General features: G+C 54.4%; 21 protein-coding genes. 18 read left to right on the plus strand and 3 right to left on the minus strand.

What is annotated here, in order from left to right; all coding sequences use genetic code 11:
• Window positions 1-20: 20 nt before the first annotated feature.
• A complete protein-coding gene (locus tag JL719_RS03500; protein ID WP_033156003.1) occupies window positions 21-1,250 on the plus strand; it encodes a pyrophosphate--fructose-6-phosphate 1-phosphotransferase in 1,230 nt (409 codons plus the stop codon).
• 80 nt (window positions 1,251-1,330) lie between these two features.
• Here JL719_RS03500 and JL719_RS03505 read toward each other — a convergent pair whose 3' ends face one another.
• Window positions 1,331-1,798 carry a nuclear transport factor 2 family protein gene (locus JL719_RS03505; RefSeq protein ID WP_033156004.1) on the minus strand — a complete coding sequence of 156 codons (468 nt, stop codon included), beginning with the start codon at window positions 1,796-1,798 and terminating at the stop codon, window positions 1,331-1,333.
• Window positions 1,799-1,894: 96 nt separating this feature from the next.
• Between JL719_RS03505 and JL719_RS03510 the strand changes: the two genes are divergently transcribed.
• The gene (locus JL719_RS03510; protein ID WP_084153246.1) at window positions 1,895-2,518 is read left to right on the plus strand and encodes a TetR/AcrR family transcriptional regulator; all 624 of its coding nucleotides are present in this window, start codon (window positions 1,895-1,897) and stop codon (window positions 2,516-2,518) included.
• Here the strand turns inward: JL719_RS03510 and JL719_RS03515 are convergent.
• On the minus strand, window positions 2,486-5,179 hold the full coding sequence (locus tag JL719_RS03515) for a cation-transporting P-type ATPase (RefSeq protein WP_033156005.1): 2,694 nt from the start codon (window positions 5,177-5,179) through the stop codon (window positions 2,486-2,488). The genes JL719_RS03510 and JL719_RS03515 overlap by 33 nt on opposite strands.
• A 189-nt stretch (window positions 5,180-5,368) precedes the next feature.
• Here JL719_RS03515 and JL719_RS03520 point away from each other — a divergent pair, with 189 nt between their 5' ends.
• On the plus strand, window positions 5,369-5,575 hold the full coding sequence (locus JL719_RS03520; protein ID WP_033156006.1) for a hypothetical protein: 207 nt from the start codon (window positions 5,369-5,371) through the stop codon (window positions 5,573-5,575).
• Between the two features lie 62 nt (window positions 5,576-5,637).
• On the opposite strand, the gene JL719_RS03525 is transcribed toward JL719_RS03520, so the two are convergent.
• Window positions 5,638-6,384 (minus strand): HesA/MoeB/ThiF family protein, encoded by a 747-nt coding sequence (locus JL719_RS03525; protein ID WP_033156007.1) that lies wholly within the window; start codon window positions 6,382-6,384, stop codon window positions 5,638-5,640.
• 205 nt (window positions 6,385-6,589) lie between these two features.
• Here JL719_RS03525 and groES point away from each other — a divergent pair, with 205 nt between their 5' ends.
• From groES to JL719_RS03600, 15 genes are all read left to right on the plus strand, one after another.
• Entirely contained in the window at window positions 6,590-6,877 is a 288-nt protein-coding gene (gene groES / locus JL719_RS03530) for a co-chaperone GroES (protein ID WP_020484651.1), read from the plus strand.
• Between the two features lie 55 nt (window positions 6,878-6,932).
• Window positions 6,933-8,573, plus strand: a complete 1,641-nt coding sequence (gene groL / locus JL719_RS03535) for a chaperonin GroEL (protein ID WP_033156008.1) — start codon at window positions 6,933-6,935, stop codon at window positions 8,571-8,573.
• A gap of 176 nt (window positions 8,574-8,749) precedes the next feature.
• Window positions 8,750-9,496, plus strand: coding sequence for a response regulator (locus JL719_RS03540; RefSeq protein ID WP_033156009.1), 747 nt, complete (start codon window positions 8,750-8,752; stop codon window positions 9,494-9,496).
• Window positions 9,497-9,623: 127 nt separating this feature from the next.
• Window positions 9,624-11,114, plus strand: a complete 1,491-nt coding sequence (gene zwf / locus JL719_RS03545; protein WP_033156158.1) for a glucose-6-phosphate dehydrogenase — start codon at window positions 9,624-9,626, stop codon at window positions 11,112-11,114.
• 284 nt (window positions 11,115-11,398) lie between these two features.
• On the plus strand, window positions 11,399-11,914 hold the full coding sequence (locus tag JL719_RS03550) for an RNA polymerase sigma factor (protein ID WP_033156010.1): 516 nt from the start codon (window positions 11,399-11,401) through the stop codon (window positions 11,912-11,914).
• 58 nt (window positions 11,915-11,972) lie between these two features.
• Entirely contained in the window at window positions 11,973-12,947 is a 975-nt protein-coding gene (locus JL719_RS03555) for a FecR family protein (protein WP_033156159.1), read from the plus strand.
• 104 nt (window positions 12,948-13,051) lie between these two features.
• Complete coding sequence (locus JL719_RS03560; RefSeq protein ID WP_033156011.1) at window positions 13,052-15,511, plus strand: TonB-dependent siderophore receptor; 2,460 nt, start codon at window positions 13,052-13,054, stop codon at window positions 15,509-15,511.
• Window positions 15,512-15,765: 254 nt separating this feature from the next.
• Window positions 15,766-16,992 (plus strand): PepSY-associated TM helix domain-containing protein, encoded by a 1,227-nt coding sequence (locus JL719_RS03565; RefSeq protein ID WP_051669813.1) that lies wholly within the window; start codon window positions 15,766-15,768, stop codon window positions 16,990-16,992.
• 294 nt (window positions 16,993-17,286) lie between these two features.
• Window positions 17,287-17,601: a hypothetical protein gene (locus tag JL719_RS03570; protein ID WP_033156012.1), complete on the plus strand. Its 315-nt coding sequence runs from the start codon at window positions 17,287-17,289 to the stop codon at window positions 17,599-17,601.
• A gap of 296 nt (window positions 17,602-17,897) precedes the next feature.
• Window positions 17,898-18,584, plus strand: coding sequence for a molybdate ABC transporter permease subunit (gene modB, locus JL719_RS03575; RefSeq protein ID WP_033156013.1), 687 nt, complete (start codon window positions 17,898-17,900; stop codon window positions 18,582-18,584).
• 11 nt (window positions 18,585-18,595) lie between these two features.
• Window positions 18,596-19,672, plus strand: coding sequence for a molybdenum ABC transporter ATP-binding protein (gene modC, locus JL719_RS03580; RefSeq protein WP_373276518.1), 1,077 nt, complete (start codon window positions 18,596-18,598; stop codon window positions 19,670-19,672).
• Window positions 19,673-19,938: 266 nt separating this feature from the next.
• Complete coding sequence (locus tag JL719_RS03585; RefSeq protein WP_225893006.1) at window positions 19,939-21,975, plus strand: TonB-dependent receptor plug domain-containing protein; 2,037 nt, start codon at window positions 19,939-19,941, stop codon at window positions 21,973-21,975.
• A 27-nt stretch (window positions 21,976-22,002) separates the two neighbouring features.
• Complete coding sequence (locus JL719_RS03590; protein WP_033156015.1) at window positions 22,003-23,091, plus strand: lipocalin-like domain-containing protein; 1,089 nt, start codon at window positions 22,003-22,005, stop codon at window positions 23,089-23,091.
• A 153-nt stretch (window positions 23,092-23,244) separates the two neighbouring features.
• Window positions 23,245-23,910: a YfiR family protein gene (locus tag JL719_RS03595; RefSeq protein ID WP_225893008.1), complete on the plus strand. Its 666-nt coding sequence runs from the start codon at window positions 23,245-23,247 to the stop codon at window positions 23,908-23,910.
• Window positions 23,911-23,914: 4 nt separating this feature from the next.
• Window positions 23,915-26,947, plus strand: a complete 3,033-nt coding sequence (locus tag JL719_RS03600; RefSeq protein ID WP_033156017.1) for a hybrid sensor histidine kinase/response regulator — start codon at window positions 23,915-23,917, stop codon at window positions 26,945-26,947.
• Window positions 26,948-26,949 lie beyond the last annotated feature (2 nt).

A 26,949-nucleotide genomic window follows, 5' to 3' on the forward strand; every position in this document is an offset into this window, starting at 1 on the left:
ACTTTTTATTTGAAACGCCCATGAACAAACCCAAAAAAGTTGCAATCCTCACGGCCGGCGGTTTGGCGCCTTGCCTGAACTCCGCTATCGGCAGCCTGATTGAACGCTACACAGAAATTGATCCTAGCATCGAAATTATTTGCTACCGTGGCGGCTACAAAGGCCTGCTGCTGGGTGACTCCTATGTCGTGACCGATGAAGTCCGCAAAAAAGCCGGCTTGCTGCAACGTTTCGGCGGTTCAGTGATCGGCAACAGCCGCGTCAAGCTGACCAATATCAAAGACTGCGTGAAACGCGGTTTGGTGAAAGAAGGCGAAGACCCGCAAAAAGTCGCTGCCGACCAGTTAATTAAAGACGGCGTCGATATTCTGCATACTATCGGCGGTGACGATACCAATACTGCGGCGGCCGATTTGGCGGCATTTCTGGCCAAAAACAACTACGGTCTGACCGTGATCGGTTTGCCAAAAACCGTCGATAACGACGTATTCCCGATCAAACAATCGCTGGGTGCCTGGACTGCCGCCGAACAAGGTGCACGTTACTTCATGAACGTGGTGGCCGAGAACAATTCCAATCCACGCATGCTGATCGTCCACGAAGTGATGGGCCGTAACTGTGGCTGGCTGACCGCCGCGACCGCGCAGGAATATCGCAAATTGCTGGATCGCGCTGAGTGGCTGCCTGAGCTGGGCTTGTCTCGTGAATCGTATGAAGTGCATGCGGTATTCGTTCCGGAAATGGCTATCGATCTGGAAGCCGAAGCGGCGCGTTTACGCGCGGTGATGGATAAAGTCGATTGCGTGAATATCTTCGTGTCCGAAGGCGCCGGTGTGGAAGCTATCGTTGCCGAACTGCAAGCTAAAGGCCAAGAAGTGCCGCGTGATGCGTTCGGCCACATCAAGCTGGATGCAGTCAATCCGGGCAAATGGTTTGGCGAGCAATTCGCGCAAATGATCGGTGCGGAAAAAACCCTGGTGCAGAAATCCGGTTATTTCGCCCGCGCCGCATCAGCCAATGTTGATGATATGCGTCTGATCAAATCTTGCGCTGATCTGGCCGTGGAATGCGCGTTTCGCCGCGAATCCGGCGTGATGGGCCACGACGAAGATAACGGCAACGTATTGCGCGCTATCGAGTTTCCACGCATCAAAGGCGGCAAACCGTTCAATATCGATACCGACTGGTTCACCGAAACGCTGTTGGCCATCGGTCAGAAAAAAGGCGGTAAAGTCGAGGTTAGCCACTAAGCGTTAACGAGCGAAGGCTAGACCGACAGGGGCGGATTTATCCGCCCCTTTTGCTTTATGGGCGTCTGAATTTACTGGTTTTACAGTCCCAATTCGCTCAGTCCCGGATGCTCGTCAGGTCGCCGGCCCAACGGCCAATGGAATAAGCGGTCATCGGCCTTAATCGGCAAATCGTTGATGCTGGCAAAGCGACGCTGCATTAATCCGTATTCGTTAAACTCCCAATTTTCGTTGCCGTAGCTGCGAAACCAGTTGCCGGCATCGTCATGCCACTCGTAAGCGAAACGCACCGCGATACGGTTGTCGGTAAAAGCCCATAATTCTTTGATTAGTCGATAATCCAATTCCTTGGCCCATTTGCGCTGTAAAAACTCACGAATTTGCCCGCGACCTACCGGAAACTCGGCGCGATTGCGCCAGCGGCTGTCTTCGGTATACACCTGCACGACGCGATCCGGATCGCGACTATTCCAGGCATCTTCTGCCATGCGGACTTTTTGCGTGGCAGTGTCGGCGGTAAAGGGCGGTAGAGGCGGTTTGCTATCCATCGTTGAGCTCCTGACTGGGGTGAGAAAGTAAGTAGACAGGTTTGTCTACTTGTGGCGATGGTAGCAATTGTAGACAGACTTGTCTACAATCGAAACATGATCTCTGATTCCACCACACTGCTGTCGGACCGCCCGCCTCGCGAGCGGATATTACTGGCCGCGCATGATTTGTTTTATCGCGACGGCATCCGCGCCACCGGCATCGACAAAGTAATTGCCGAGTCCGGAGTGACGAAGGTGACGTTTTACCGGTATTTTCCCAGTAAGAATGATTTGATCCGGGCGTTTTTGGATTACCGGCACGACCTGTGGATGGCCTGGTTTAACGATGCCTTACAGCGTCACGGCGGGCAAGCGGGTGCGGGATTGATGCCGCTGGTGGCGACTATGGCAGAATGGTTTCGCAAGCCTATTTATCGCGGCTGCGCGTTTATCAATACCGTCGCCGAATTGGGCGGCGTGTTGCCCGATGTGCTGGAAATTTGCCATCAGCACAAGCAGGATATGGTGCGGGTAATTGCCGAACTGTTGCCGGATGGCCCAAACCGGCAGCAGCTGGCGAATGCGGCTGCGGTGGCGATAGACGGCGCCATTGTCAAGGCGCAGTTGGAAGCGCAAGAGTCCGCTGAGAAACAATCCTTACAGAGCTTGGAAACGCTGTTAACCGCGCTCGATACCTTCGCGCAATCAACGCCGGCGGTTAAAGCGCCGGACGACTAGTTTTTCCAGGCCTATCGCTACGTAAATAACCGAGCTAACCCCCAAAATCAACAGCCACTCCTCCCGACCGATTGCCTCGCTGCCGAATAAGGCCTGCATCGTTGGCCAATAGGTAAACAGCAGTTGCAGCAAAATCATGCTGACGACACCAAAAATCAGCCATAAATTGGAAAAAACGCCGACTCGGAACATCGAGTAATTTAGCGAGCGGCAGTTGAATAGGTAAAACAATTCGCCAAACACAAACACATTGACGGCGACTGTGCGGGCCTTAGCTAGGGTTGCGTTTTGCGATAGTTCCCATTCAAACAAGCCGAACGCGCCGGCCAGCAACAACAGGCCGACCAGACAGATACGAAACATTAGGCGTTTGGTCAGGATAGCTTGCTTGGGATTGCGTGGCTTATGGAGCATCAGACCCGGTTCCTTGGGTTCGAAAGCCAACATTAAACCCAGCAGTACTGCGGTGGTCATATTGATCCAGAGAATTTGCAGGGGTGTAATCGGCAACGCCACATTGGCGAACACCGCGGCGGTAATCACCAGGCCCTCACCGAGATTGGTCGGTAAGGTCCAGGCGATGAATTTGACCAGATTGTCGAACACGCCGCGGCCTTCTTCGACGGCGGCTTCGATGGTGGCGAAGTGGTCGTCGGTTAGCACCATGGCCGCCGCTTCCTTGGCGACTTCAGTGCCGCCCATGCCCATTGCTACGCCGATGTTGGCTTGTCGCAGCGCCGGGGCATCGTTGACGCCGTCGCCGGTCATGGCTACCACGTGACCGTTGGCCTGCAAGGCTTGCACCAATTGCAACTTTTGCTCCGGCGCGATGCGGGCAAAGACATCGCAGTCTTTGACGTGTTTGCGATAGTCGGCTTCGCTGTAGTGTTGCAAGTCGGCGCCGCTGATCACACGTTCGGTATGGTGCATGTTGAGCTGCTTAGCGATGGCCAGCGCGGTGACGGGATGGTCGCCGGTGATCATCTTCACCGAGATGCCGGCCTTATAACAGGCGGCAATGGCTCGGGCAGCTTCGGGGCGGGGTGGATCGATCATGGCTTGCAAGCCCAAAAAGGTCAGGCCGCCACCCACTTCGCGATGTTCAACCGCATCGTCATCATGCTCAGCGCGCGCAAAAGCCAGGACTCTCAAGCCTTGTGCGGCAAAGGCTTCGGCTTGTTGGTTAAGCCCGTTTTTATCCAGCGGAACCAATCGCATATCGGCGGAAAAGGCCTTGTCGCAGCGCTGTAACAGGCTTTCCAGCGAGCCTTTTAAATAAATATGCCGGGCGTCTTCGGCCAGGTTGTGATGCAGAGTGGCCATGAATTGGTACGCGGATTCGAACGGAATGGCGTCCAGGCGCGGATGGTCGCCGCTGACGCTGGCTTGATGCAGACCGGCTTTGTGGGCGGCTACCAGCAAGGCGGCCTCGGTAGGGTCGCCTTCGATACGCCAGTTGTCGGTGTCGGCGATTAATCTGGCGTCGTTGCACAGCAGACCGGCTTTTAAACATTCCAATAGTGCTGGTTTAAGGGACGGGTCGACCGCTTGGTTATGGTTTGTAAATTCACCGTCCGGCGTGTAGCCGCTGCCGCTGACCTCGAATATTTCACCGCCTGCCTGCACGAATTGCACGGTCATTTGGTTTTGCGTCAAGGTGCCGGTCTTGTCGGAGCAAATCACCGTGGTGCTGCCCAGGGTTTCCACCGCCGGCAGTTTGCGGATGATGGCGTTGCGTTTGGCCATACGCGAGACGCCGATAGCCAGCGTAATCGTCAGCGCCGCGGGCAGACCTTCCGGGATGGCGCCGACTGCCAGTGCCACGGAGGCCATGAACATGTCCAACATGGTTTCACCGCGCCAGACGCCGACCGCAAAGGTAATGGCCGCGCAGCCGACGATCACCCAGAGCAACAATTGACTGAATTGGCTCATTTTTAGCGTTAGCGGTGTTTCCAGCGGTTCGGCGCTGCCGATCAGCTTGTTGATGCGGCCAATCTCGGTGTTATCGCCGGTGCTGACCACCACGGCCAGTGCACTGCCGTAACTGATCAGCGTCGAGGAATACGCCATATTGGCGCGATCAGCCAATAAGGTGGCCGAGGGTAGAGTCTGTGCCTGCTTTTCCACCGGTACCGATTCGCCGGTGAGTGCAGACTCGTCGATTTTCAGTTCGCGGCTTTGCAAGAGGCGCAAATCGGCCGGCACCTTGTCGCCGGATTGCAGGAATACCAAATCGCCGGGAACTAACTCGGCAGCAGCAATACTTCGGCGCTGACCGTCACGCAGGACGTTGCTGCTGATATTCAAGGTCTGAGCCAGGGCGTTAATGGCTTTCAGCGCGTTCGCTTCCTGAACGAAGCCGATCACCGCATTGATAATGACCACACCGAAGATGACGCTACTGTCGGTCCATTCCTCTAAAAAAGCGGTGGTGGCCGCGGAAAACAGCAGGATGTAGATCAAGGGCTGATGAAATTGCGCCAATAGCAAAAGCAAAGGGCCTTTGCCACGGCGAGCAGTCAGGCGGTTGGCGCCGCTAGTCGCTAGGCGTTTTTGCGCTTCCTCGCTGCTCAGGCCTTGACCCAGCTCTACGCCGAAATGGGTTAATACGGTTTCCGGCGTTTGGCTGTGCCAGTTGGCTTTAGGGTAATGGTCCATATGCTCAGATTGATAGTTGAAAATGGCGTTGGCGTAGTTGCCCCAAGGCTAAATTAGCCTGAGGTTAAAACCATAAGTTGACAAAGAATACTTTGTGCTTGTTCCCTAAAAGGGATGGGGTTATAGTCCATTCCCGAGGTCTATGGCCTCATTCTAAATTAAAATAAAAACAAATAGTTGGAGGTATATATGGGCGGAGTTATCGAATTAGTGGTGTTGATGTTGATTATTGCCATCTTCGCTTTCGCACCGTTGGGGTATTTCATTTACATGTACACCATGAAGAATGGCGAACCGTTCGGCGACATCGAGCCGCACGGCGATAGCGATTCGGCGCTATTGAGAAATGTCAGCAAAGCCATTCTGATGGTTAAAGGCAAACTGGGAAAAAATTAATAAAGCCTTATTTGCCAGCAATAGAAAGCCGGGTTTAGCTCGGCTTTTTTATGTGGATTGGCTTATTTCGCGCCGCAGCTTGGGCAGTGTGGGTTTTTCTTCAAGCGCATGCTGTGCCATTCCATACTCAGGCCGTCCAGCAACAGCAAGCGGCCTGTTAATGTGCTGCCGGTGTTGACTATCAGCTTTATCGTTTCCAAGGCCTGTATGCTGCCGACGATGCCGGTGATCGGCGCAATCACGCCGTTGCGGGCGCAATTTTGCAATTCCTCGCCATCGCTTTGATAAAGACAGTTATAGCACGGGCTATCGTTTAACCCTGGGGTAAATACGCTGACTTGACCCTCAAAGCGGATCGCCGCGCCGGATACCAATGGGGTTTGTTGGTTCACGCAAGCCTTATTGATGGCAAAGCGGGTGGTGAAATTATCGCTACAGTCCAGCACTACGTCGGCGTCAGCCACTTCTGCAAGTAGCTGTTCGCCGGCTAATCGCTGTTTGCGAGCCAATACTTTTACGCCCGGATTAATTTTTTCCAAAGTCTGTTGGGTTGAAATAACTTTATCCAACCCTATATCGCTGGTGTAGTGAGCAATCTGGCGTTGCAAATTGGTCAAATCGACTTGGTCGTCGTCGTAGACGGTGATCTGGCCGACACCGGCCGCAGCCAGGTACATTGAGGCAGGCGAGCCCAAACCGCCGGCACCGACGATTAATACTTTGGCATCGAGCAATTTTTGCTGACCGGCAATATCGATTTGCGGCAGCATGATTTGCCGGCTGTAACGGAGTAATTGTTCGTCGTTCATAGTGTGTATGGCTTGGGTAAGGCGCAGATGATGCCAAAGAGCTTGACAGAGTGCAAAAGCCGGATATTATTAGCACTCGTTGCTAGAGAGTGCTAATAAAACTGAGGCCGCTTAAAAGCTCGCTTCCTCCGTAAGGGGTAGCTGTTTTTTAAATTGCTTTACACAGTTTTTAACCTTTAACTTTATCTACATTAAGGAGACATTGATGAAAATTCGTCCGTTACATGACCGTATCGTCGTAAAACGTGTTGAGGAAGAAACCAAAACCGCAGGCGGCATCGTGTTGCCGGGTTCAGCTGCTGAAAAACCTAGCGAAGGCGAAGTGTTGGCAGTAGGTTCAGGTAAACCGTTAGACAACGGCCAAGTACGTGCCCTGGAAGTTAAAGTTGGCGACCGCGTGTTGTTCGGCAAATATTCCGGCACCGAAGTTAAAGTCGATGGCGAGCAATACATCGTCATGCGCGAAGAAGACATCATGGGTGTTTTGGGTTAATCCCAACTCGTTCGACACACTCTTTTTCAATTAACCAATATCTCAGGAATAAGAAATGGCAGCAAAAGACGTAAAATTTGGTGGCGACGCGCGTGCACTGATGGTGGCAGGCGTTAACGTTCTGGCAAATGCAGTAAAAGTGACTTTGGGTCCTAAAGGCCGCAACGCTGTATTGGATAAAAGCTTCGGCGCACCAACCATCACCAAAGACGGTGTATCGGTAGCCAAAGAAATCGAATTGAAAGACAAATTCGAAAACATGGGTGCGCAAATGGTCAAAGAAGTGGCTTCAAAAACTTCTGACGTAGCCGGCGACGGTACTACGACTGCGACCGTTCTGGCGCAAGCCATCGTTAACGAAGGTTTGAAATCAGTCGCAGCGGGCATGAACCCAATGGACCTGAAACGCGGCATCGATTTGGCAGTCACTACAGCGGTTGCGGCCATCGAAAAAGCGGCTACGCCTTGCAGCGACAGCAAAGCGATCGCGCAAGTAGGTACCATCTCGGCTAACTCCGACGAATCAGTCGGTGCGATCATTGCTGAAGCGATGGAAAAAGTCGGTAAAGAAGGCGTCATCACCGTTGAAGAAGGCACCGGCCTGAACAACGAACTGGACGTTGTAGAAGGTATGCAATTCGACCGCGGCTATTTGTCTCCATACTTCATCAACAAACAAGAAAGCATGAGCGTCGAATTGGACGACCCGTTCGTCCTGTTGTATGACAAAAAAATCTCCAACATTCGCGAAATGTTGCCGATTCTGGAAGGCGTGGCTAAATCCGGCCGCTCTTTGTTGATCATCGCGGAAGACGTTGAAGGCGAAGCCTTGGCAACGCTGGTTGTCAACAACATGCGCGGTATCGTTAAAGTGGCTGCCGTTAAAGCGCCTGGTTTTGGTGACCGTCGTAAAGCCATGCTGGAAGACATCGCGGTGTTGACCGGCGGTGTAGTCATTTCCGAAGAAGTGGGTCTGTCTTTGGAAAAAGCCGACATCAGCCAATTGGGTACTGCCAAACGTGTCCAAATCAATAAAGAAAACACCACCATCATCGACGGTGCCGGCAACGAAGATCAAATCAAAGGCCGCGTCGCGCAAATTCGCGCTCAAGCTGATGATGCGACTTCCGATTACGACCGTGAGAAATTGCAAGAGCGTCTGGCCAAACTGGCTGGCGGTGTCGCGGTGATCAAAGTCGGCGCTGCGACCGAAGTGGAAATGAAAGAGAAGAAAGCCCGCGTTGAAGACGCGCTGCATTCAACTCGCGCCGCGGTTGAAGAGGGTGTGGTTGCCGGTGGCGGTACCGCGCTGATCCGTGCACTGTCTGCCCTGGACGGCCTGAAAGGCATCAACCACGACCAAGATGTAGGTATCAGCATCCTGCGCCGTGCTATGGAAGAGCCTTTGCGTCAAATCGTCAGCAACGCCGGTGATGAAGCGTCTGTGGTTCTGAATGAAGTGAAAAAAGGCACCGGTAACTTCGGTTACAACGCTGCTACCGGCGAATACGGCGACATGATCGCCATGGGTATTTTGGACCCTGCGAAAGTGACCCGTTCTGCCTTGCAAAACGCCGCATCGGTTGCTGGCCTGATGATCACCACCGAAGTGATGATTGCCGATGCACCATCCGACAGCAAAGCCCCTGCAATGCCTGATATGGGCGGCATGGGCGGTATGGGCGGCATGATGTAATCGCCTTCGGCCTTGGCCTGAAAACCCCGGTTGCCGCAAGGTGCCGGGGTTTTTTATTGCCTGGCGCTTTGGGTGTGGAACGGTTTACGATGGTTTGCCGCACTATAGATTGATTTTTGCCGCGAAACATTCGATAACGGCATCAGCAAATTATTCACAGCTCGAAGCTATTAACCATGACCAACGATTTTTCGATTCTGATCGCCGACGACAATGAAATCAATCTATGGTTGTTACGCGAACAGTTGGAATACTGGACGACCAATATCACCTCGGCAAAAGACGGGCGGGAGGCCTGGCAATTGTTGCAAGAACGCCGCTACGACTTCATCTTTCTGGATGTGAACATGCCGTTTTTGAGTGGTTTCGATGTCGCCGCCAATTTGCGCGGCACCGAAAACTACAATCGGCAAACGCCGGCAGTCGCCGTCACGGCTCACGCGCAAAATCAGCAGCAGGAACGGGCAATTGCAGCCGGGTTTAACGAATGTCTGGTCAAGCCGGTCCGCCTTTATCAATTGGAACAACTATTGGTGCGTTGGCGGCAACACGAGCCAGTGAATGCCGAGTATTATGCCGGGCAACTTTTGCGTAAAGCCCAGGATAACAGGCAGTTGAGCCAAATCCTAATGGCCAAATTATTTGACCAGTTGCCGGGGTTGATACTTGAGATCGAGCGGGCTGTGGACAATCGCTTGCTGCAACAGGCTTGGGAGTTGAACCATAAACTGCATGGTACCTTTTGTTTTTACGATTTTGCCGACTGCCTGGCGGTCGTCGAGAACTTGCAAAAAGCGTTGGCACAAGCCGACGCAGAGTTGGCGCAACAGCGCTTTAATAAAATGAAAATTAAGCTGATTCGGCTGTTGGATAACCAGGATCAAGTTCTGAAATGTCTCGGTGACGATGACGCCATATTATGACCAAGGTGACACTCGCGTGGCTCTAATTTGGCCGCTTTTATCGGCTGCGGCGCTTTGGCGTTCGACGCGCCCGCGCAAATGATGCAAACTGCACCCTATATTGCAAAGTAAAGACAAGGTGGCTTTTATGAATACAGACCCCTGCACTTACGTCATTTTCGGTGCTACCGGCAATTTGGCGCGCTTGAAGCTCATGCCGGGCTTCTATCATCTGGAATTGGAAAAAAAACTGCCGGAAGGCACACGTATCCTGGCGGTGGGCCGCCGTCCCTGGGATAGAGCAACCTGGCTGGCCGAAGTGAAGGCCTTGCTACTTGAGCAGGCCAATACGCCGCTGGACGAGGCCGTATTCAATCGGTTTAGCGAACGGCTGGATTATCATCGCGGCGATCTCGATCAACCGGAATGCTATAAAACTCTGGCGGAAACGCTAAACGCTCAGCCGCGATTTTCCCGCAATATGGCCTTCTATCTGGCCATCGGTCCCAGCGATTTCGGCAACGTCATCGAGTCTTTGAGCCAAGTGGAGCTGCTGAACGAAGAATACGGCTGGCGACGAGTCGTGATCGAAAAGCCATTTGGTTACGATCTGGAGAGTGCACAGGCCTTGCAAAAACGTCTGAGCCGCTATTTAAGCGAAGACCAGATTTACCGCATCGACCATTATCTGGGTAAGGGCATGGTGCAGAACGTCTTGGTGTTTCGTTTCGCCAACGTCATGCTGGAGCCCTTGTGGAATCGCAATTACATCGACCATGTGCAGATCACCCACTCCGAAGAGCTGGGCATTGGCAGCCGCGGCGAGTATTACGACAGCGCCGGGGCCATGCGCGACATGCTGCAAAGTCACCTGTTACAGCTTTTGACCTTGGTGGCGATGGAGCCGCCGGTGTCCATGGATGCCGAATCGCTGCGCGACGAAAAAGTCAAAGTGCTGAAGTCCATTCGGCCGATCCCGAAATCGGCTGTGCATGCGCATGCCTTTCGCGGCCAATATGCCCGCGGCAATATCGAAGGTCAAAAAGTGGGCGGTTACCTGGAGGAAGCCAATATTCCCGCTGACAGCAGTACCGAAACCTATGCGGCAATGAAATTGTTGATCGATAACTGGCGCTGGCGCGGCGTGCCGTTTTATCTGCGCACCGGCAAGCGTATGGCCAAGGGCCAATCCTCGATTTCGATCTGCTTTCGCCACCCGCCGTTTCAGTTTTTCCGGGATACCCATGTGCAGTGCATGACGCCGAACTGGATATTGCTGGGGATTCAGCCGGAAGAATGCATCCGCATCGAAATGACCGTCAAGGAGCCGGGCTTAGAAATGCGTACCCGCACCACCAGCCTGGACGCCAGCTTTCGCAATCCCGACGAACGCCGCGTGGATGCCTACGAAGATTTGTTGTTGGATGTGATGAAAGGCGACCGTTCATTATTTTTGCGTTTCGACGAAGTGGAATACGCCTGGCGCATCGTCGATCCGATTTTGCAAAATTGGGTCACCGAGCGGGACTACATCGCCACCTATCCGGCTGGTTCCTGGGGGCCGGAAGAAAGCCGCCGCTTGTTCGAGAAGGAAGACCAGTACTGGCGCAGTTCCTTGATGCCGGAGTGTCAGTCATAACTGCGACTCCCTCGGTTTCTGTTAACAATGTGTCATGATGCGGTAGCGCCAAACTTATTCCGTTTTCGGATTAAGTGTTTCGGGCTAACGGAAAACAAAGCTGTGTGAAATGCCGAGATAGCTGCGGCATTTCACACAGTTTTATGAATGCTAACAAAGCTCTGATTTTTTCGAACGAACGAAAATCTCATATTTTCAGGCGGTTAAGTCTTTGAGTTCCGTCATGGCGTAAACTTTGCTGCGCCAAATGCCACGATTAACTCCAGCATGGCCTGGCTTCGCGCATGGCATTTTCAGACCACGATATTTACCGAATTTTTTTAAGTACCCGCCCGCAAATCCAGCGTTTTTTGCAGCAGCGCATTCGGTGCGACGACACTGCGGCCGATTTGATTCAAGACATTTTTTTGAGATTGACGCTGCTGAAGCCACCTCCCGCCAGTGAGACCGAAGTCCAGGCCTGGCTGTTTAAAGTGGCATCCAATCTATCTCTCGATCATCTGCGCACGCAAAAACGCCGTTGTGAATTGCTTGATCAATATCTGGGCGACGAAACCGACATCGACGCTTCGGCAGCGCCGGAACGAACGGCGGAAGCGCAAGATCAATTGCAGCACATTCAGCTGGCACTGGCCGATTTGCCTGATCAATGCGCCGAGATTTTATATTTAAGCCGTATCGAGGGCTTAAGCCATATTGAGATTGCCAAGCAACTGAAAATCTCGACCAGTTGGGTGGAAAAACAGCTGGCAAAAGCGTTGCTGCACTGCCGGCAGGCTGTTGATAGCCAATGTACTTAGTGTGGATTTAAGCGCCTTGGATCGTTATAGTAAATATCCCGCTCCAAACAACACCGTAATGAACGAAACTTCTTCAACTCGCCGAGCAGCTTTGCAGCAACAAGCCGTTGCCTGGCACGTGCGCCTAAAGTCCGGTGCTGCCGATGACACGGTATTGACTGAGTTCGAAAACTGGCGGTCGCAAACCCCCGAACACGAGCAAGCCTATCGTGATGTCGAGACCCTTTGGCAACACCTGCCGCGGCCGCTACTCGCTGATCGGCAACACCGTCGCGCGCTGGCGATAAGGCAGCGGCGAGGGCGTAGGCTAAAGCGCGGATTGGGCTTGGCTGCGGCCGCTGCGCTGCTGCTGTGCGTGATGAGTAGTTTTTATCCGGATTACTTGCAACATCCGCTGGCAGACTACCGTACCCGGATCGGTGAGCAGACCTCAATTACGCTGGCCGACGGCAGTATCGCCCATCTGAATACCGATACCGCCATCGATGTATCAATCAATGCCAATGAGCGACGCATTGAATTGCTGCGCGGCGAGGCCGAATTTGACGTGGCGCATGACGAGCACAAGTCGTTTCGGGTCGTATCCGGTGCTACGTCGACAGAAGCGTTAGGCACCCGCTTCATCGTCCGTTACGACGGCCAAACCGGCGCGGTTACGCTATTGCAAGGCAAAGTCCGCAGTAGCAGGCCGTCCGCGCACGGTGCGCAAGCCGATAGCGCCACACTGCAACCCGGCCAACAACTAAGCTTCAATACCGAGATGTTGGGCGTGCCGCAAGCAGTCGAATTAAGCAACGCCGACGCCTGGCGCCGCGGCCGCTTGTTGATGAATTTCGTACCGTTAAAACAGGTTATCGCCGAAATCAACCGCTACCGGCGCAGCCAAATCCGTTTATTGGACGACAGGCTGGCGGAGCGGGAAGTCAACATCGCCGTCGACATCCAGCAAATCGATGCCTGGCTGGAAGCCCTGCAACAGACCTTGCCGGTTAAAGTCATCCACGCCGGGCCGCTGGTGTTTTTGCAGTCCTGATGGCCCGCTTTGCTGCCTGCGACAATTTGTCACACATCCTTTAGTACGGCTCAGCCAGCCGCCAATCGTTCTCAGCTAAAACCCACTCAAACTGAGGACACATCATGAGAAAAACCGGAAACCCAAGCCGGACGCGAACAGCTCAAACTAAAGGCTCATCGACCATCGGTGCATTGCCGCTTTGTCTGAGCTTGATAAGCGCTGCGACGCTGCCGACAGCTCAGGCCGAAAGCCCCAGCGCCACTAGCGAAAGTCGCACCTACAACATCGCTGCGCAGCCCTTGTATTCCGCACTGAGCGCGTTGGCCGAACAGTCCGGCGTGCAGTTTGTTTACAACTCGGAGTTGGTCAAGGGTATCGACTCGCAAGGCGCTAGCGGACAGTATTCGCTGGAAGGCGCATTGAAATGCTTACTGTCCGGGTCGGGGATTAGTTATCGATTCAGTAGCGGTAACACCGTCACGCTGCAAAATACGGCCGAGTTGGAGCCGCAATCGGCTGCAACGATGCCGGCTGTGACGGTCGTTGGCAAAACCGATCTCAACTCCGATGATCCCTACAACTTGAGTTATACCCGCACCAACACGGCGCTGGCGACCAAAACCGACACACCCATCATGGAGACGCCTGCCTCCATTCAAGTCGTCAACAAGGCGGTGCTGCACGATCAACAATCCTACCGCTTACAGGACGCCATCAAGAATGTCAGCGGCGTGCAGTCTTACCATTCGTATGGCGGCGACCACGAACAATTCGTGATGCGTGGTTTTCTGCAAAGCACCGTCAACTATCGCAACGGCATCCGCATACCGTTTACTAAATTCGATCTGGCCAACGTCGAGCGCGTGGAAGTGATTAAAGGCGCATCGGCCATGCTGTTCGGCTTCGGCGATCCCGGCGGCTTGATCAGTACCGTGACCAAGCAGCCCAGCTCGACGCCCTACTATTCGCTGGAACAACGCTTCGGCTCCTACGATTTCTATCGTACCGAAGCCAGCGCAACCGGTCCGATCAGCAAGGAAGCCGGCCTGAATTACCGGTTGGACATGTCGTATCTGGATACCGGTTCGTTCCGGCAAAACATGGGTAATGACCGGATCTTTTTCGCGCCTACCCTGAGTTGGGAAGCCACGGCGGACACCAAGTTCACCTTATCCTATGAATACTTCGACGAGAACAACGCCTATGACTACGGTGTGCCCGCGGTCGGCAACCAATTGGCCAGAATTCCCATTTCCAGAACCTTCGTCGGCCGTTCGGATTTAAGAAATTCCACGACCAACAATTTGGTCGATTTCAGAATCGACCACCGCGTCAACGACCAGGTCAAGCTAAACGCCGGCGTGGTGTCGTCGCAGTATCAAAAGTATTGGCAGGGTTTCTATACCGGCCGCGTCAACGAAACCCCCGGCAACGCCTTCGGCAACGTGTCGCGCAATTACTGGTTTAGCCCGGAAAACGCCGAGTCACTGACCGCCTGGGTAAACGGCACGTTCGACTTCGAAACCTACGGCATCAAGCATAAACTGTTGCTCGGCGGCGAGTACTACAACAGTCAATTGAAATACGAGGTTGCCAGCGGCGGCGTCGACACGATCAACATCTTTAACCCGAATATTGCGGCCGTTACCGACGCTCAGGTAAGCCGAATCCGGAGTGCGTCTTACAACGACGTCATCGCTACCGAGAACACCTCAAAGGCCATTTACTTTCAGGATCAAATGACGCTTTGGGACAAGCTGCACATTATGGGCGGCTTCCGCTATGACTGGGTGGATAGGATGCAAGACCTGAGCTGGTGGGCGCCGGACGGCAAGGACGCGCGTAACGACGATGTGGTCAGTCCCCGGGTCGGTATCGTTTACCAGCCGGTCAACTGGCTGTCGTTGTTCGGCAGTTTCACCGAGTCGTTCGGTCCGGCCAACGATTACGACAACGGCGGCGCCAAGTTGTACGATCTATTCGATGCCACCCAGTTCGAGGGCGGGGTAAAAACTCAATTTTTCGACGGCAAATTCAACGCCAGCGTGGCTTACTTCGACCTGGAAAGAACCCAATTTTTCCAAGATCCCAACAGCGATGTGATCTATGCGCAAGTGCCGGTTAAGGGCAGCAGTAAAGGCGTCGAACTGGACGTACAAGGTCAGCTGTACGAGGGCTTGAGTGTCATCGGCACCTACGCTTACACCAACGCCAAGGTCATCGACGACACGGGGACACCAGCCAACATCGGCAACCGTATGCCTTTTGCGCCCAACCATCAGGGCAGCGCTTGGTTGAAGTATGACTTCGACGGCGACATGCTGAAAGGCTTTAGTGTCGGTGCCGGGGTTTATGTTTCCGGACGCCGTTACGGCGATGCCGCGAACAGCTATTTCGACAGATCCTATGCTCGGCTGGATTTGATGGCGGCCTACAAGCGCAAACTGGGCGGCATGAATTTGACCACCCAGGTCAACATCAACAACGTCAACGATGCTGAGTATTACGTGCTGCGCTCGCGCCGCACCAATCTACCCGCCGAGCCGTTGGCGGTCATGGGCTCGATCAAGTTGGAGTATTAGACCGTTCTATGGGTCACGTTGGGGTGAGGTAACGAACCCCAACATTTTTGGCCTCTAAATTACCGGTATCGTTGATGTTCTGTTGCCGATAGCTGGAGGATGGTTTTGAGGTTGTTGTGTTGGGGTTCCTTTAATCACCCCAACCTACGCTGGCCTGGCAAAATGGGACTGGGATTTTCCGGGGCCTAAACGTCTTATTCAGGTATCGACGCCTTTTGTTTTCGCACCCTTTACGTGACCTTTTCGCTATCGCCATGACTGCCGTCCCTCAACAATCGCGCTCGACCATTCCGGCGAATCCGCACAATCCAGCCTTGTCCCGCCTGAAAGCCCGCCGCAAACGCTGGCTGGACGTGCATTTGTGGCTGGGTTTGAGCTTGGGATTTTTGCTGTCGATTTACGGGATTACCGGCAGCTTTCTGGTTTTTTACGCCGAGATCGACGAATGGCTGCATCCCGAATTATTGGTGGTTGAACAACCGGCTGGTGCACAGTATCGGCCGCTGGCCGAAATCTTTGCCGCCGGCAAAACCGTGATGCCGCCGAACGCCAAACATATTTTTTCGGTATATCCGCGCAATGCGGAGGCCGCCTTCAAACTGCGTTACCAATTTCCAACCACCGATACCGAAAACGAACGCTGGATCGTCGGCGTCAATCCCTATACGGCGCAAATCACCGGAAAAATGTTGCTGACCCGCTCCGGCGATTGGTTGCCGGCAACCTTCATCGATTGCGTGTTCGAGTTGCACTACGCCTTGTTGATTCCGTCCGAGGACATCAGCGCCGTCATCGTTGGCGTCTCGGCGGCGCTGCTGATCGTCTCCACCTTGACCGGCCTGATCGTCTGGTGGCCGTTGACCGGCCATTGGCGCAACGCATTAACCTTCAAGGCCAAGGCCGGTAAAGTGCGCTTCAATTACGATCTGCATAAAACCAGCGGTTTTTACACCTTGCTGGTGATGTTGCCGGTTCTGTTCTCAGGGATTTACATGGTGCTGCCGCACAACGTGGTGCCGGTGCTGGAACTGTTCTCGCCGGTGACTTACCGCTACTGGTTTCAATCCCAACCGCCTTATCCAAATGCTCCGGCCATCGGTATGGATCAGGCGGTGGCGATTGCCTTTAAGCAGTATCCGCAAGGCCGGCCGCACTGGATTTATGGGGCTGCGGAACCGACTAAAACCTATACGGTGTGCCAGGACGGCGTCGATGCACCCGGCAGTATTTTGCAACGCCGCTGCACGGTGATCGACCGTTACAGCGGCAAGATTCTGGATCTGGACGACCCCAGCCTGCTGACCGCCACGGCCGGCGAAATTTTTACTCATTGGCAGTGGCCGTTGCATTCCGGCCAGGCCTTCGGCATGACCGGGCGGATTTTGGTGTTTATTACCGGACTAGCCTGCCCGGTGCTATTCGTAACCGGGGTGATCCGCTGGCGGCAAAAAGCCGCAACCCGGCGCAAACGGAAGGGCTGAAACTGATCGGTGATCAGGTACTGCAACGATTGGGCAATAGGCAAAACTTCTGCCATTGTATTGCTGACAATGTTTTCCGAATGTTGCAATCTTGTCGCATCACTGTCTCAAAACAATACATACAAACTGTGACACATACCTGAAAGTCCTTGTGTTTCCAGGCTTGCGGGCGTGGTGTTCCATGGCATTGATATTGCTGCGGGTCAATTGAAAACCATTGGGATTTTCAAGAGGGCGTCAGGTGCGTGCCAAAGCCTGTCGCCGATTTTTTGGCAATGTCATTAAGGTGATGAGATGAGTGAAGTGATATGGGTCGGTTTGATTATGTTGATTGTGGCGGCCTGCGCGTTCGCGCCCTTGGGTTGCATGCTGTCGGCTTATGCAAAGTCCGTTAAATCCAGCGGCGCTAGTAAAGCAGCAGGCGATGTCAGTGGTTCAGCGCCGGGACTGCCCGAGGATTCGGTCCTCAAGCGGCATTTTTTGACGCAATTGCAAAGCGAGATTGAGGCAACCTTGTTTCCGCGGCCAACCGATTCGATGCTGCAACGGCATTACGATGCCTTGGTGGCGGCCAAGCTGGAAAACCGTTTGCAGATTATTGGAAAGTAAGCCCTGGTTGTTAAGGTCGCTTTGATGTTCCTGAGGGTACTGAGCTTGTCGAAGGGCGCACCAGCCTACGCTTCGATAAGCTCAGCCTGAACGGCATAGCCTTGATCAATAGGGCTTGATTAGCAAACAGGCCAGGCGCTGACCAAGCAGCGCCTATTTTGCCGATACCCGTCGTACCAGCAGTTTTTCTAAAAGCCAATGTGTATTTCGCTGGCGTTCTACCCGTCCGATTAGCGAAAATAGACGGCAGATGTGTCGCCTAGTAGCGATTTTCCCGTCACTCAGACCAAGCCTGCATGCTAAACGCCGCCGATCTCGATACCTTGTTTTTGACTTTTCGCGTGGCCAGTCTGGCCACCCTGCTGTTGTTATTGCTGGGCACACCGCTGGCGTGGAAGTTGGCGCGCAGCCGTTCGCGCTGGAAAGGCGTCATCAATAGCGTGGTGGCATTGCCGCTGGTATTGCCGCCGACGGTATTGGGTTTTTACCTATTGGTGTTGATGGGGCCGGCTGGGCTGGTGGGAAAATTTACCCAATGGCTGGGTATCGGCACTTTACCGTTCAGCTTTGGTGGTTTGGTGGTGGCGTCGGTGTTGTATTCGTTGCCGTTTGTGGTGCAGCCTTTGCAGAACGCCTTCGTGGCGATGGGCGATGCGCCGCTGGAAGCCGCCGCAACTTTGGGAGCCGGGCCGCTGGATCGATTTTTCAGCGTGGCGCTGCCTTTGGCGAAACCGGGGTTTTTAACCGCCGGGGTGCTGGGTTTTACCCATACCGTCGGCGAATTCGGCGTGGTATTGATGGTGGGCGGGAATATTCCCGACAAAACCCGCGTGGTATCCGTGCAAATTTACAATCATGTCGAAGCCTTGGAATACGGTCAGGCACATTGGCTGGCTGGCGGCTTGCTGATCTTCTCTTTCTTGGTGCTACTGTTGCTGTACAACAGCCAACAAACCCAAACCCTGACGCAATCCTTGAAATGACTATGTCCCAAGTGCCCAGCATTCAGGCCCGCTTGCGCCTGGCTTACGACCAATTTGCTTTGGATGTGGATTTGCAATTGCCCGCCAGCGGCGTGACGGTGCTGTTCGGGCATTCCGGTTCCGGCAAGACCACCTTGTTGCGTTGTATCGCCGGCTTGGAACGGCCGACGCAGGGCTTTTTGAAAATCGGCGCAACGCTTTGGCAAGACAGTGAACACGATTTTTTCCTGCCCACCCATCGCCGTAATTTGGCCTATGTGTTTCAAGAAGCCAACCTGTTTCCGCATCTTTCGGTGCGCGGCAATCTGGATTACGCCGTGCGGCGCTTGCGAACTAAAGATAGGCTGTTTTCCCTGGAGCAAGCGATTGAATTACTGGCGATAGGACCGTTGCTGGAGCGTTTGCCGGACCGCTTATCCGGCGGCGAACGGCAACGGGTAGCGATAGCCAGGGCCTTGGCCGCCAGTCCGGATGTGTTGTTGATGGATGAGCCGCTGGCCGCGCTGGATGAGCAACGCAAGCAGGACATCCTGCCTTACCTGACCGGCTTGCATCAGAATCTGCAAATCCCGATTCTGTACGTCACCCACTCTTTGCAGGAGGTCAATCAACTCGCAGACCACCTGCTGGTAATGGCCGCCGGCAAAGCATTGGCCTGCGGGCCGCTGGCGGAAACCCTGACTCGGCTGGACGGCCCCATGGCTTTGGATCGGCAAGCGGCCAGCGTCTGGCAGGGCAAGTTGATCAGCCACGAAGCCGAGTATCATCTCAGCCATGCCGAATTCGCCGGCGGCAGCTTGAGTTTGCCGTATTTGGACATGCCGGTCGGTAGCCCGGTGAGAATCAGAATTTACGCCCGCGACGTCAGTATTACCCTGCAACCGCCGGAAGCCTCCAGCATCCTGAATATTCTGCCGGCCAGGGTGCTGGCGCTCAGCGAAATGGGGCAAGGCCAAACGGTGGTGCAATTGGCGGTCGGCGACGAGGTTTTATTGGCGCATATCACCCAAAAATCGGCGATGTTGTTAGATGTGCAGCCAGGTATGGCCGTCTACGTACAAATCAAGGGTACTTCCATAGTTCGGTAAGGATTACCACTCACTTTTACGGATCGGCTGCAAATTGCGCTGCCTTAGCGCCGAGCCGATTACTTGTCGCTGGTGCGCAATTCCTCCGCATGAAATGTGATAGCCCTCAAAAAACGCAATGAATTTGTCGATGTTGGCGCGTTGCGGACGCCTTATCGGCATTTAGCGACTATCTTGATAAACGGTTTGCCGGAGAAGGTATCGCTGGATGGATAGCCGACGGCCCTCCTCGTCAAAATAGTTGTCACCTCAAAATAATAAAAAAAATGAAATCAACGATATGGCTGACTGGCCGGTATCAAACACAAGCGACGAATCGATTAAATCTGTTCCTGTTCGGTGTGGCGCTTAACGTCAATATCTTCGGTAGCGCGGTGGCCGATAACGCGCCGGATATCGAAGCTTTTTCCATCAACGAACTGATGCAAATGGAAGTGTCCTCGGCGTCCAGAAAATCGCAGACCGTATCCGATACCGCGGCGGCGGCGTTCGTGATCAGTCAGGAAGACATTCGCCGTTCCGGGGCCACCAGTATTCCCGACGCACTGCGTTTGGCGCCCGGTCTTGAGGTCGCGCAAATTAACGCCAGTGTCTGGGCGGTTACCGCGCGTGGCTTCAATAGCCGTTATGCCAATAAATTGCTGGTACTGATGGACGGCCGCAGTGTTTATACGCCCTTATTTTCCGGGGTGTTCTGGGATTTGCAGGACACCCTGATGGAAGACATCGAGCGTATCGAGGTGATACGCGGACCGGGTGCGGTGATGTGGGGCGCCAACGCGGTAAACGGGGTGATCAATATCATTACCAAGAAAGCCAAGGACACCCAAGGCAATTTGTTCGTGGCCGGTGGCGGCAATCAGGAGCGCGGCTTTGCCGGTTACCGGCACGGTGGCCGTATCGGCGACGACGGCAGTTACCGGGTGTACGCCAAAACTTTTGAACGCGATACTTTTGTTAATGCGGCCGGAGACAGACTGCACGACGATTGGCGCTCGGTGCAGGGCGGTTTTCGTATCGATGACCGGATCTCCAACGACAGCCGTTACACGATACAAGGCGATGTTTACCGCAAGACCATAGGCAATACCGTCACGCCGCAAACGGTGCTGCCGCCGTTTAACCGCGAGTTCAATTTCGACGACCATGCCGACGGTGCTAACCTGCTGGCGCGTTGGGAAGGTAATTTCAGCGACGGTTCGGAATTTATGCTGCAAGGCTATTACGACCGGGTCGCTTTCAGTGCCGCAGCGTTGTCCGACAGTCAGGACATGGTGGACATCGATTTTCAGCATCGCCTGCATCCCAATGCCGACCACGATTTGATGTGGGGCGCCAGTTACCGATTCATTCACAGTACCACGGTCAACACTTCGGCTATCGCCTTCACACCCAACAGCTTGGGTTACCACAACGGCAGCGTGTTCGTACAAGACGACATCACGTTGATCGACAACACTCTGCGCCTGACGCTGGGTACCAAATTGGAAGAAAGCCATTTCGGTAACACGCAAGTGCAGCCCAACGCCCGTTTAATGTGGACGCCGGACCAAGTGCATTCGGTATGGGCCTCGGTTTCCAGGGCGTCGCGCACCCCGGCGCGCGGCGAAGCGCAGGCCAACGTGGGGCTGGGCGGCGTACCGACAGGTTTGCCGGCGCCTTTTGATCAGATCCAGGTCATCGCGCAGCCCGACCCCAAGCTACGCGCAGAAAAAATCTTTGCCGCCGAAATCGGTTACCGCACCCAGTGGACCGAAAAATTCTCCACCGACATTACCGCCTTCAGCAATCATTATTCCGACTTGGTGATGTTCCGCCGCGGCGAGTTGGTGGGGCTGACCCAGTCTTTGATCTGGAGTAACGCCCAGCAAGACTTCACCACACGCGGCATCGAGATTGCCAGCGAATGGCATGTGTTGGATTGGATGCGCTTCAGCGGCAATTACAGCCATTTGAAAATGGAAATCCCCCAGGACCCGCTCAATCCGGATATCGCCGGTCTGAGTCCTCGCCATCGCGGCTCTTTGCGCTGGCAGATGGATTTGCCGGAAAAAATCAAGTTGGACTTTACCCTCAGGCATGTCGGCCGCTTGCATTCCAACAGCCAGGCCGTACCGGCCTACACCACCTTCGACGCCAGACTGGCTTACGAACCCTATAACGGTGTGGAGTTTGCCGTCATCGCCCAAAACCTGTTCTCGCCCAGCCATCCGGAATATAAAGACTCATCCGCGCTGTCCTTGCCGAGTAGCGCGGTGGAAGTCCCGCGCTCGATCTACGGCAAACTCAGCTGGCGCTTTTGATTTTTCAACCCGTAAAGAGTATCGACCATGCGTAAGCTCTGGAAAAAATTGCCCTGGATTATTGCCGGGATTGTGTTGATTGTCGGCCTGCTGAAGCCGCCTTTATTGCCTTGGCTGTTGTTAGTATTAACCGTGCTCGCGTGTTTGTTCCTGCCGCGCCGCGGGTTGATCGGCCCGGTCGAATTACCGGCCGACGATGCGTTTTTACCCAGTGAACAAGTGCAGTGGTGGTATTGGACCGGGCATTTGTTCACCGACGACGGCCGCCGCTTCGGCTTCGAAATCGTGTTTTTCTCGTTCGATAGTTTGGTGATTTTTCGCGATCAGCTGGTGCAGGCGGCGGTGACCGATGTGAATGGTCAACGTTTCTCGTTCGAAGAGTTCGTTGAATTCCATCTGCCCAAGCGCATTCCCAACGGCTTTAACCTGACTTCCGGCGCCGACAATAAAGTGACGGCGGTTGGCGGCGACGGCCATGACCGCTTGCACGCGCAAGTCGGCGATTATGTGCTGGATCTGGAACTGAAAGCCACGCAGGCTCCGGCTTTGCATTACGGCGGCGATCCCCATCCTTACCGTTTCGGCGGCTACACTTATTATTACTCGCGGCCGAAAATGGCGACTACCGGCACTATCAGTATCGGCGGCCAGACTTTTCAAGTCACCGGCAACAGCTGGTTCGACAGACAATACGGCGAACTCTATCAAGCCATTCTGCAGGGTTGGCAATGGTTTGCGATTGAACTCGATGACAACCGGCAAATCATGTTGTTCGACTTCAAGGGCAGCGACACGTCGGTCGAAAAATCCGGCTCGATTACCGATGCCCAAGGGCAAACCGTCACGCTGGCGGCACACGAATTTACGGTTACCGTGCTGGGCGAATGGGTCAGTCCGAATACCGGCTGTACCTATCCTTCCGGTTGGGAAGTCGAGGTGCGCGGCGAAAAATTTACCGTGCAGCCCTTGGTGCTGGACCAGGAATTACACGCGCAGCATACTTTTTGGGTGGGGCCTACATACTGGGAAGGTGCGTGCAGCGTAGCCGGTGCCTCCGCCGGAAATGCCTACGTAGAATTGAACGGTTTTTGCCGTTGCCCCGGCCGAGGCGGTTAAACTATTCAATCATTCGACATCAAGCATAGAAACGCAAGCCGGTCCCCGACAGGACTGCTGGGGTTTGCGTTTCTACTTTCACAAACTTGATTGCCGGCTTCCGCCAAACCACATCGTCGTAAAGCTACCCGGACGGTTCTTAACCAAAACCCGATGCAAAAAGGATCTCGCATACATTCCGAAATGGCCGGACAGAAACGTTTAGCTGACGCGATGGGCGTGATGCGGGGTATTGTCAAAAACTATCTGCGCCCGCGTTTTTTCGCGCCGCAATCCAGACGCTATCTGGCGCGCCAATGGGTTTTCGCCTGTCTTTGCCTAGTGGTGCCAGGCTGGCAGGTATTGCCGGCCGCCAGCCTGTCGGAGGCGCAGATCAAAGCCGCCTATCTCTACAATTTTGCCAAATTCGTGGAATGGCCCGCCGACGTATTGCCGCCTGGTGCGGACATTTTGCTCTGTGTGGTCGGCAATAGCGCGCTGGACAGCGAGTTGCAAGCCCTGGACGGGCGCAAGGCCGGCGAACGCATTTTGCGGTTTGTCCAACATAGCAATACCGATCCCGACTTGACTACTTGCCATCTGTTGTTTCTCGGCAGCTCCGAGAAATCTCACTTTGTGGTGACCTTAAAAGCACTAGGCGATGCGCCGGTGCTGACCCTATCCGACATCGACGACTTTGCCGAAAAAGGCGGCGGTATCAGCTTGCTGTTTCGCGAAAACAAGGTGGTATTTGAAGTGAATCTGGAACCGATTCGTAACGCCCGGCTGCATTTGCCCGGCCAACTGTTGAATATTGCCGCCATTGTTTACGGGAGATAGTGTGATGCGCGTTTTGCCCAATTTTGCCGACTGGTCTCTACGGCGCAAACTGGTGTCCATCATCATGTTCAGTTGTGCGGTATGCCTGTTCGTCAGTCTATCGGTGATGGTGGTTAGCTCGGTGGTGAGCCGCTATCGCAGCGTATTGCACGAATTGTCCAGTTTGGCGGACGTGTTGGCCGAAAACGGCCAAGCCGCGTTGGTGTTTGCCGATAAATCCGAAGCCAGCCGTTTGCTGGAGTCGTTGAAAGACCGGCCGGAGCTGTATGCGGCCTGGATGGTGTCTGTCGATGGCAGCGTACTCGCTTCATGGAGCCGGGGAACGGCGAATATTGATGTACCCAGTGACTTTCGCCGGCCGTTCCGTGAACTGCGCACCAACTTCTGGAGCCGGCGCGCCGAGCTATTCACGCCGGTGATCAAAAATACCGAGTTGGTCGGTTATGTGTTGTTACAAGCCGATTTCACCGCGCAATGGAACGATCAACTGGTCGATTTGGGCAAGAGTTTGGGGGCGGCGGGGCTGGCGCTGATATTGGTTTATCTGTTGGCAATCCGCTTGCAGCGCATCATTTCCAGACCGATAGAGGAGTTGGCGACGGCCGCGCGGCTTATCGCCGAGGATAAAAATTACACTTTGCGGGTGACGCAGCGCGACCGAGACGAGATTGGCGATTTGGTGCAGGCGTTTAATACCATGTTGGGCGAGATCCAATTGCGCGATGAAACCCTTACCGGGCATCGCGACCGCCTGGAAGCCGAAGTGGCGCAGCGTACCGAAGAATTATTGCAAGCCAAAGACGAAGCGGAAGCGGCCTCGCGTTCCAAAGGTATGTTCCTGGCAAATATGAGTCATGAAATCCGCACACCGATGAACGCGATCATCGGTTTGTCGGATTTGGCCTTGAACAGCGATCTGTCGCCCAAGCTGCGCGATTATCTGCGGAAAATTCACACCTCATCGCTGGCCTTGCTGGGGATTACCAACGACATTCTCGATTATTCCAAGGTCGAAGCCGGCCGCATGGAATTGCAGGCCGAAGCGTTTAGTTTGGAGGATGTGCTGGAGAATGTGCTGAATCTGTTCATCGTCCGCGCCGAGGAAAAAGGCTTGGAACTGGTGCTGGAACTGGATTCCGCTTTGCCGCCGCGCTTGATTGGCGATGCGTTGCGCTTGGGGCAAATATTGAACAATCTGGTTGGCAATGCGGTGAAATTTACCGAGGCCGGGGAAATTCATATCAAAGTTTCCCAGTTGGCAAAAACCCACGGCTACTCCACTTTGAGTTTTTCGGTACGTGATACCGGTATCGGCATGTCTGCGGAGCAGCTCGAGCATTTGTTTCATGCCTTTACCCAGGCCGACGGTTCGATTACTCGCCGCTTCGGCGGCACCGGGCTGGGATTGACCATCAGCAAGCGGTTGGTGGAAATGATGGGCGGTAATTTAGCCGTGCAGAGCCAGCTTGGCGAAGGCAGCCTATTCGAGTTTACGCTGCTGCTGCCGTTTCCGTCCGAGCAGAAAGCCCGACAAATACCCGGCCATCTGCAAAGCATGCGGGTGTTGATCGTCGATGATTTGGACATTTCCCGGCAGATGTTGCGCGATATTTTGCTGGCCTGGGGCTTTCAGGTCGAGGAAGCGGCATCCGGCGCACAAGCCTTGGAAGCGCTGCGCGCCGCCAACGACGCTGATCGGGACTTCGAATTGGTGTTGCTGGATTGGAAAATGCCCGGTCTGGATGGTGTGCAGGTCACCAGGGAGATTCGGGAGATGGTGCGCCGCACCGAAATCCGCAACGCCCCGGTCGTGATTATGGTGACCGCCTTCAGCCGTGAGAAATTGTTAAGTGCGGCCGGCGATGCGGTACCCGATGATATTTTGGTCAAGCCGGTGATGCCATCCACCTTGCTGGAAGCCTTGACGCGCTTGCAGGGCGGCAATCCCGAGCAAGGCAATGAACAAAGCCGGCCGCTGTTGGCGGGTATGGCCGCTTCGATACGCGGGGCGCGCATTTTGTTGGTGGAGGATAACGAGGTTAACCAAATGGTAGCCAGGGAATATCTGGAAAGCTCCGGCTTGCGCGTCACTGTAGTTAACAACGGCCGGGAAGGGGTGGAGGCGGTCAGGAAAAATCGTTACGACGCGGTGCTGATGGACTTACAAATGCCGGAGATGAGCGGTATCGAAGCGACCCGGCTGATCCGCCAGGATGCGCGGTTTGCCGATTTGCCCATCATTGCCATGACGGCTGCGGTGCAGGAGCGTGAGCGCAACGATTGTTACGCTGCCGGCATGAACGATCATATAGGCAAGCCGGTGTTGCCGCAGACTTTGATGGCTGCCCTGTTGCGCTGGATAAAGCCGTCCGAACGAAGTGTGTCGGTCGAGCCGGTGCCGCCGAAACCGGAGTCTATAGTCTCCGGCCTATCCAGGGAGCTGCCTGGATTCGATATGGGGTATATTCGGATTATGATTGGCGAGGACAGCCATAAATTGCAACTTTTGTTCGAGTGCTTTCGAGATAAATTTGCCGATACCATGCAACGCCTCAGAGCGTTGCATGGCGCCGGAAAAACCGAGCAGGCGGTTGATTTGCTGCACAATTTGAAGGGCGCAGCCGGCGTGCTTGGCGCTGTAGAACTGAGCCGGGCCGCGGCGAACTTGGAGGAAGCTTTGCATGTCGGTATGCCGTTTGACGCTAGCCTCCCCGCATGCGAGGCCAGTCTGACGGCCACCCTGAACACGATTGCCGATTTCACCGCTATGGGTGCCGTTGCCGAGCCACAGAATCAAGCCGCCGATTGGTCGGCGGCAGACGAGTTGGCCGGCCAGTTGCGCGACTTGTTGGAAGGTAGCGATTTTGTCCCCAATGATTTGATCGAGCAATTGAAGGCCGCGCTACCTTGTCCGGAAACCCGGCTACTGATAAAAAAAATAGAAAAACAGGTCGGCAATATCGACTACGGTCAGGCTAGAGTGACCTTGGCGGAGTTGCTGGCCTTGATAGCGTCACAGCGACAAAACAGAGGATAGTC

The organism is Methylomonas sp. LW13, assembly GCF_016865255.1.
Classification (GTDB): domain Bacteria; phylum Pseudomonadota; class Gammaproteobacteria; order Methylococcales; family Methylomonadaceae; genus Methylomonas.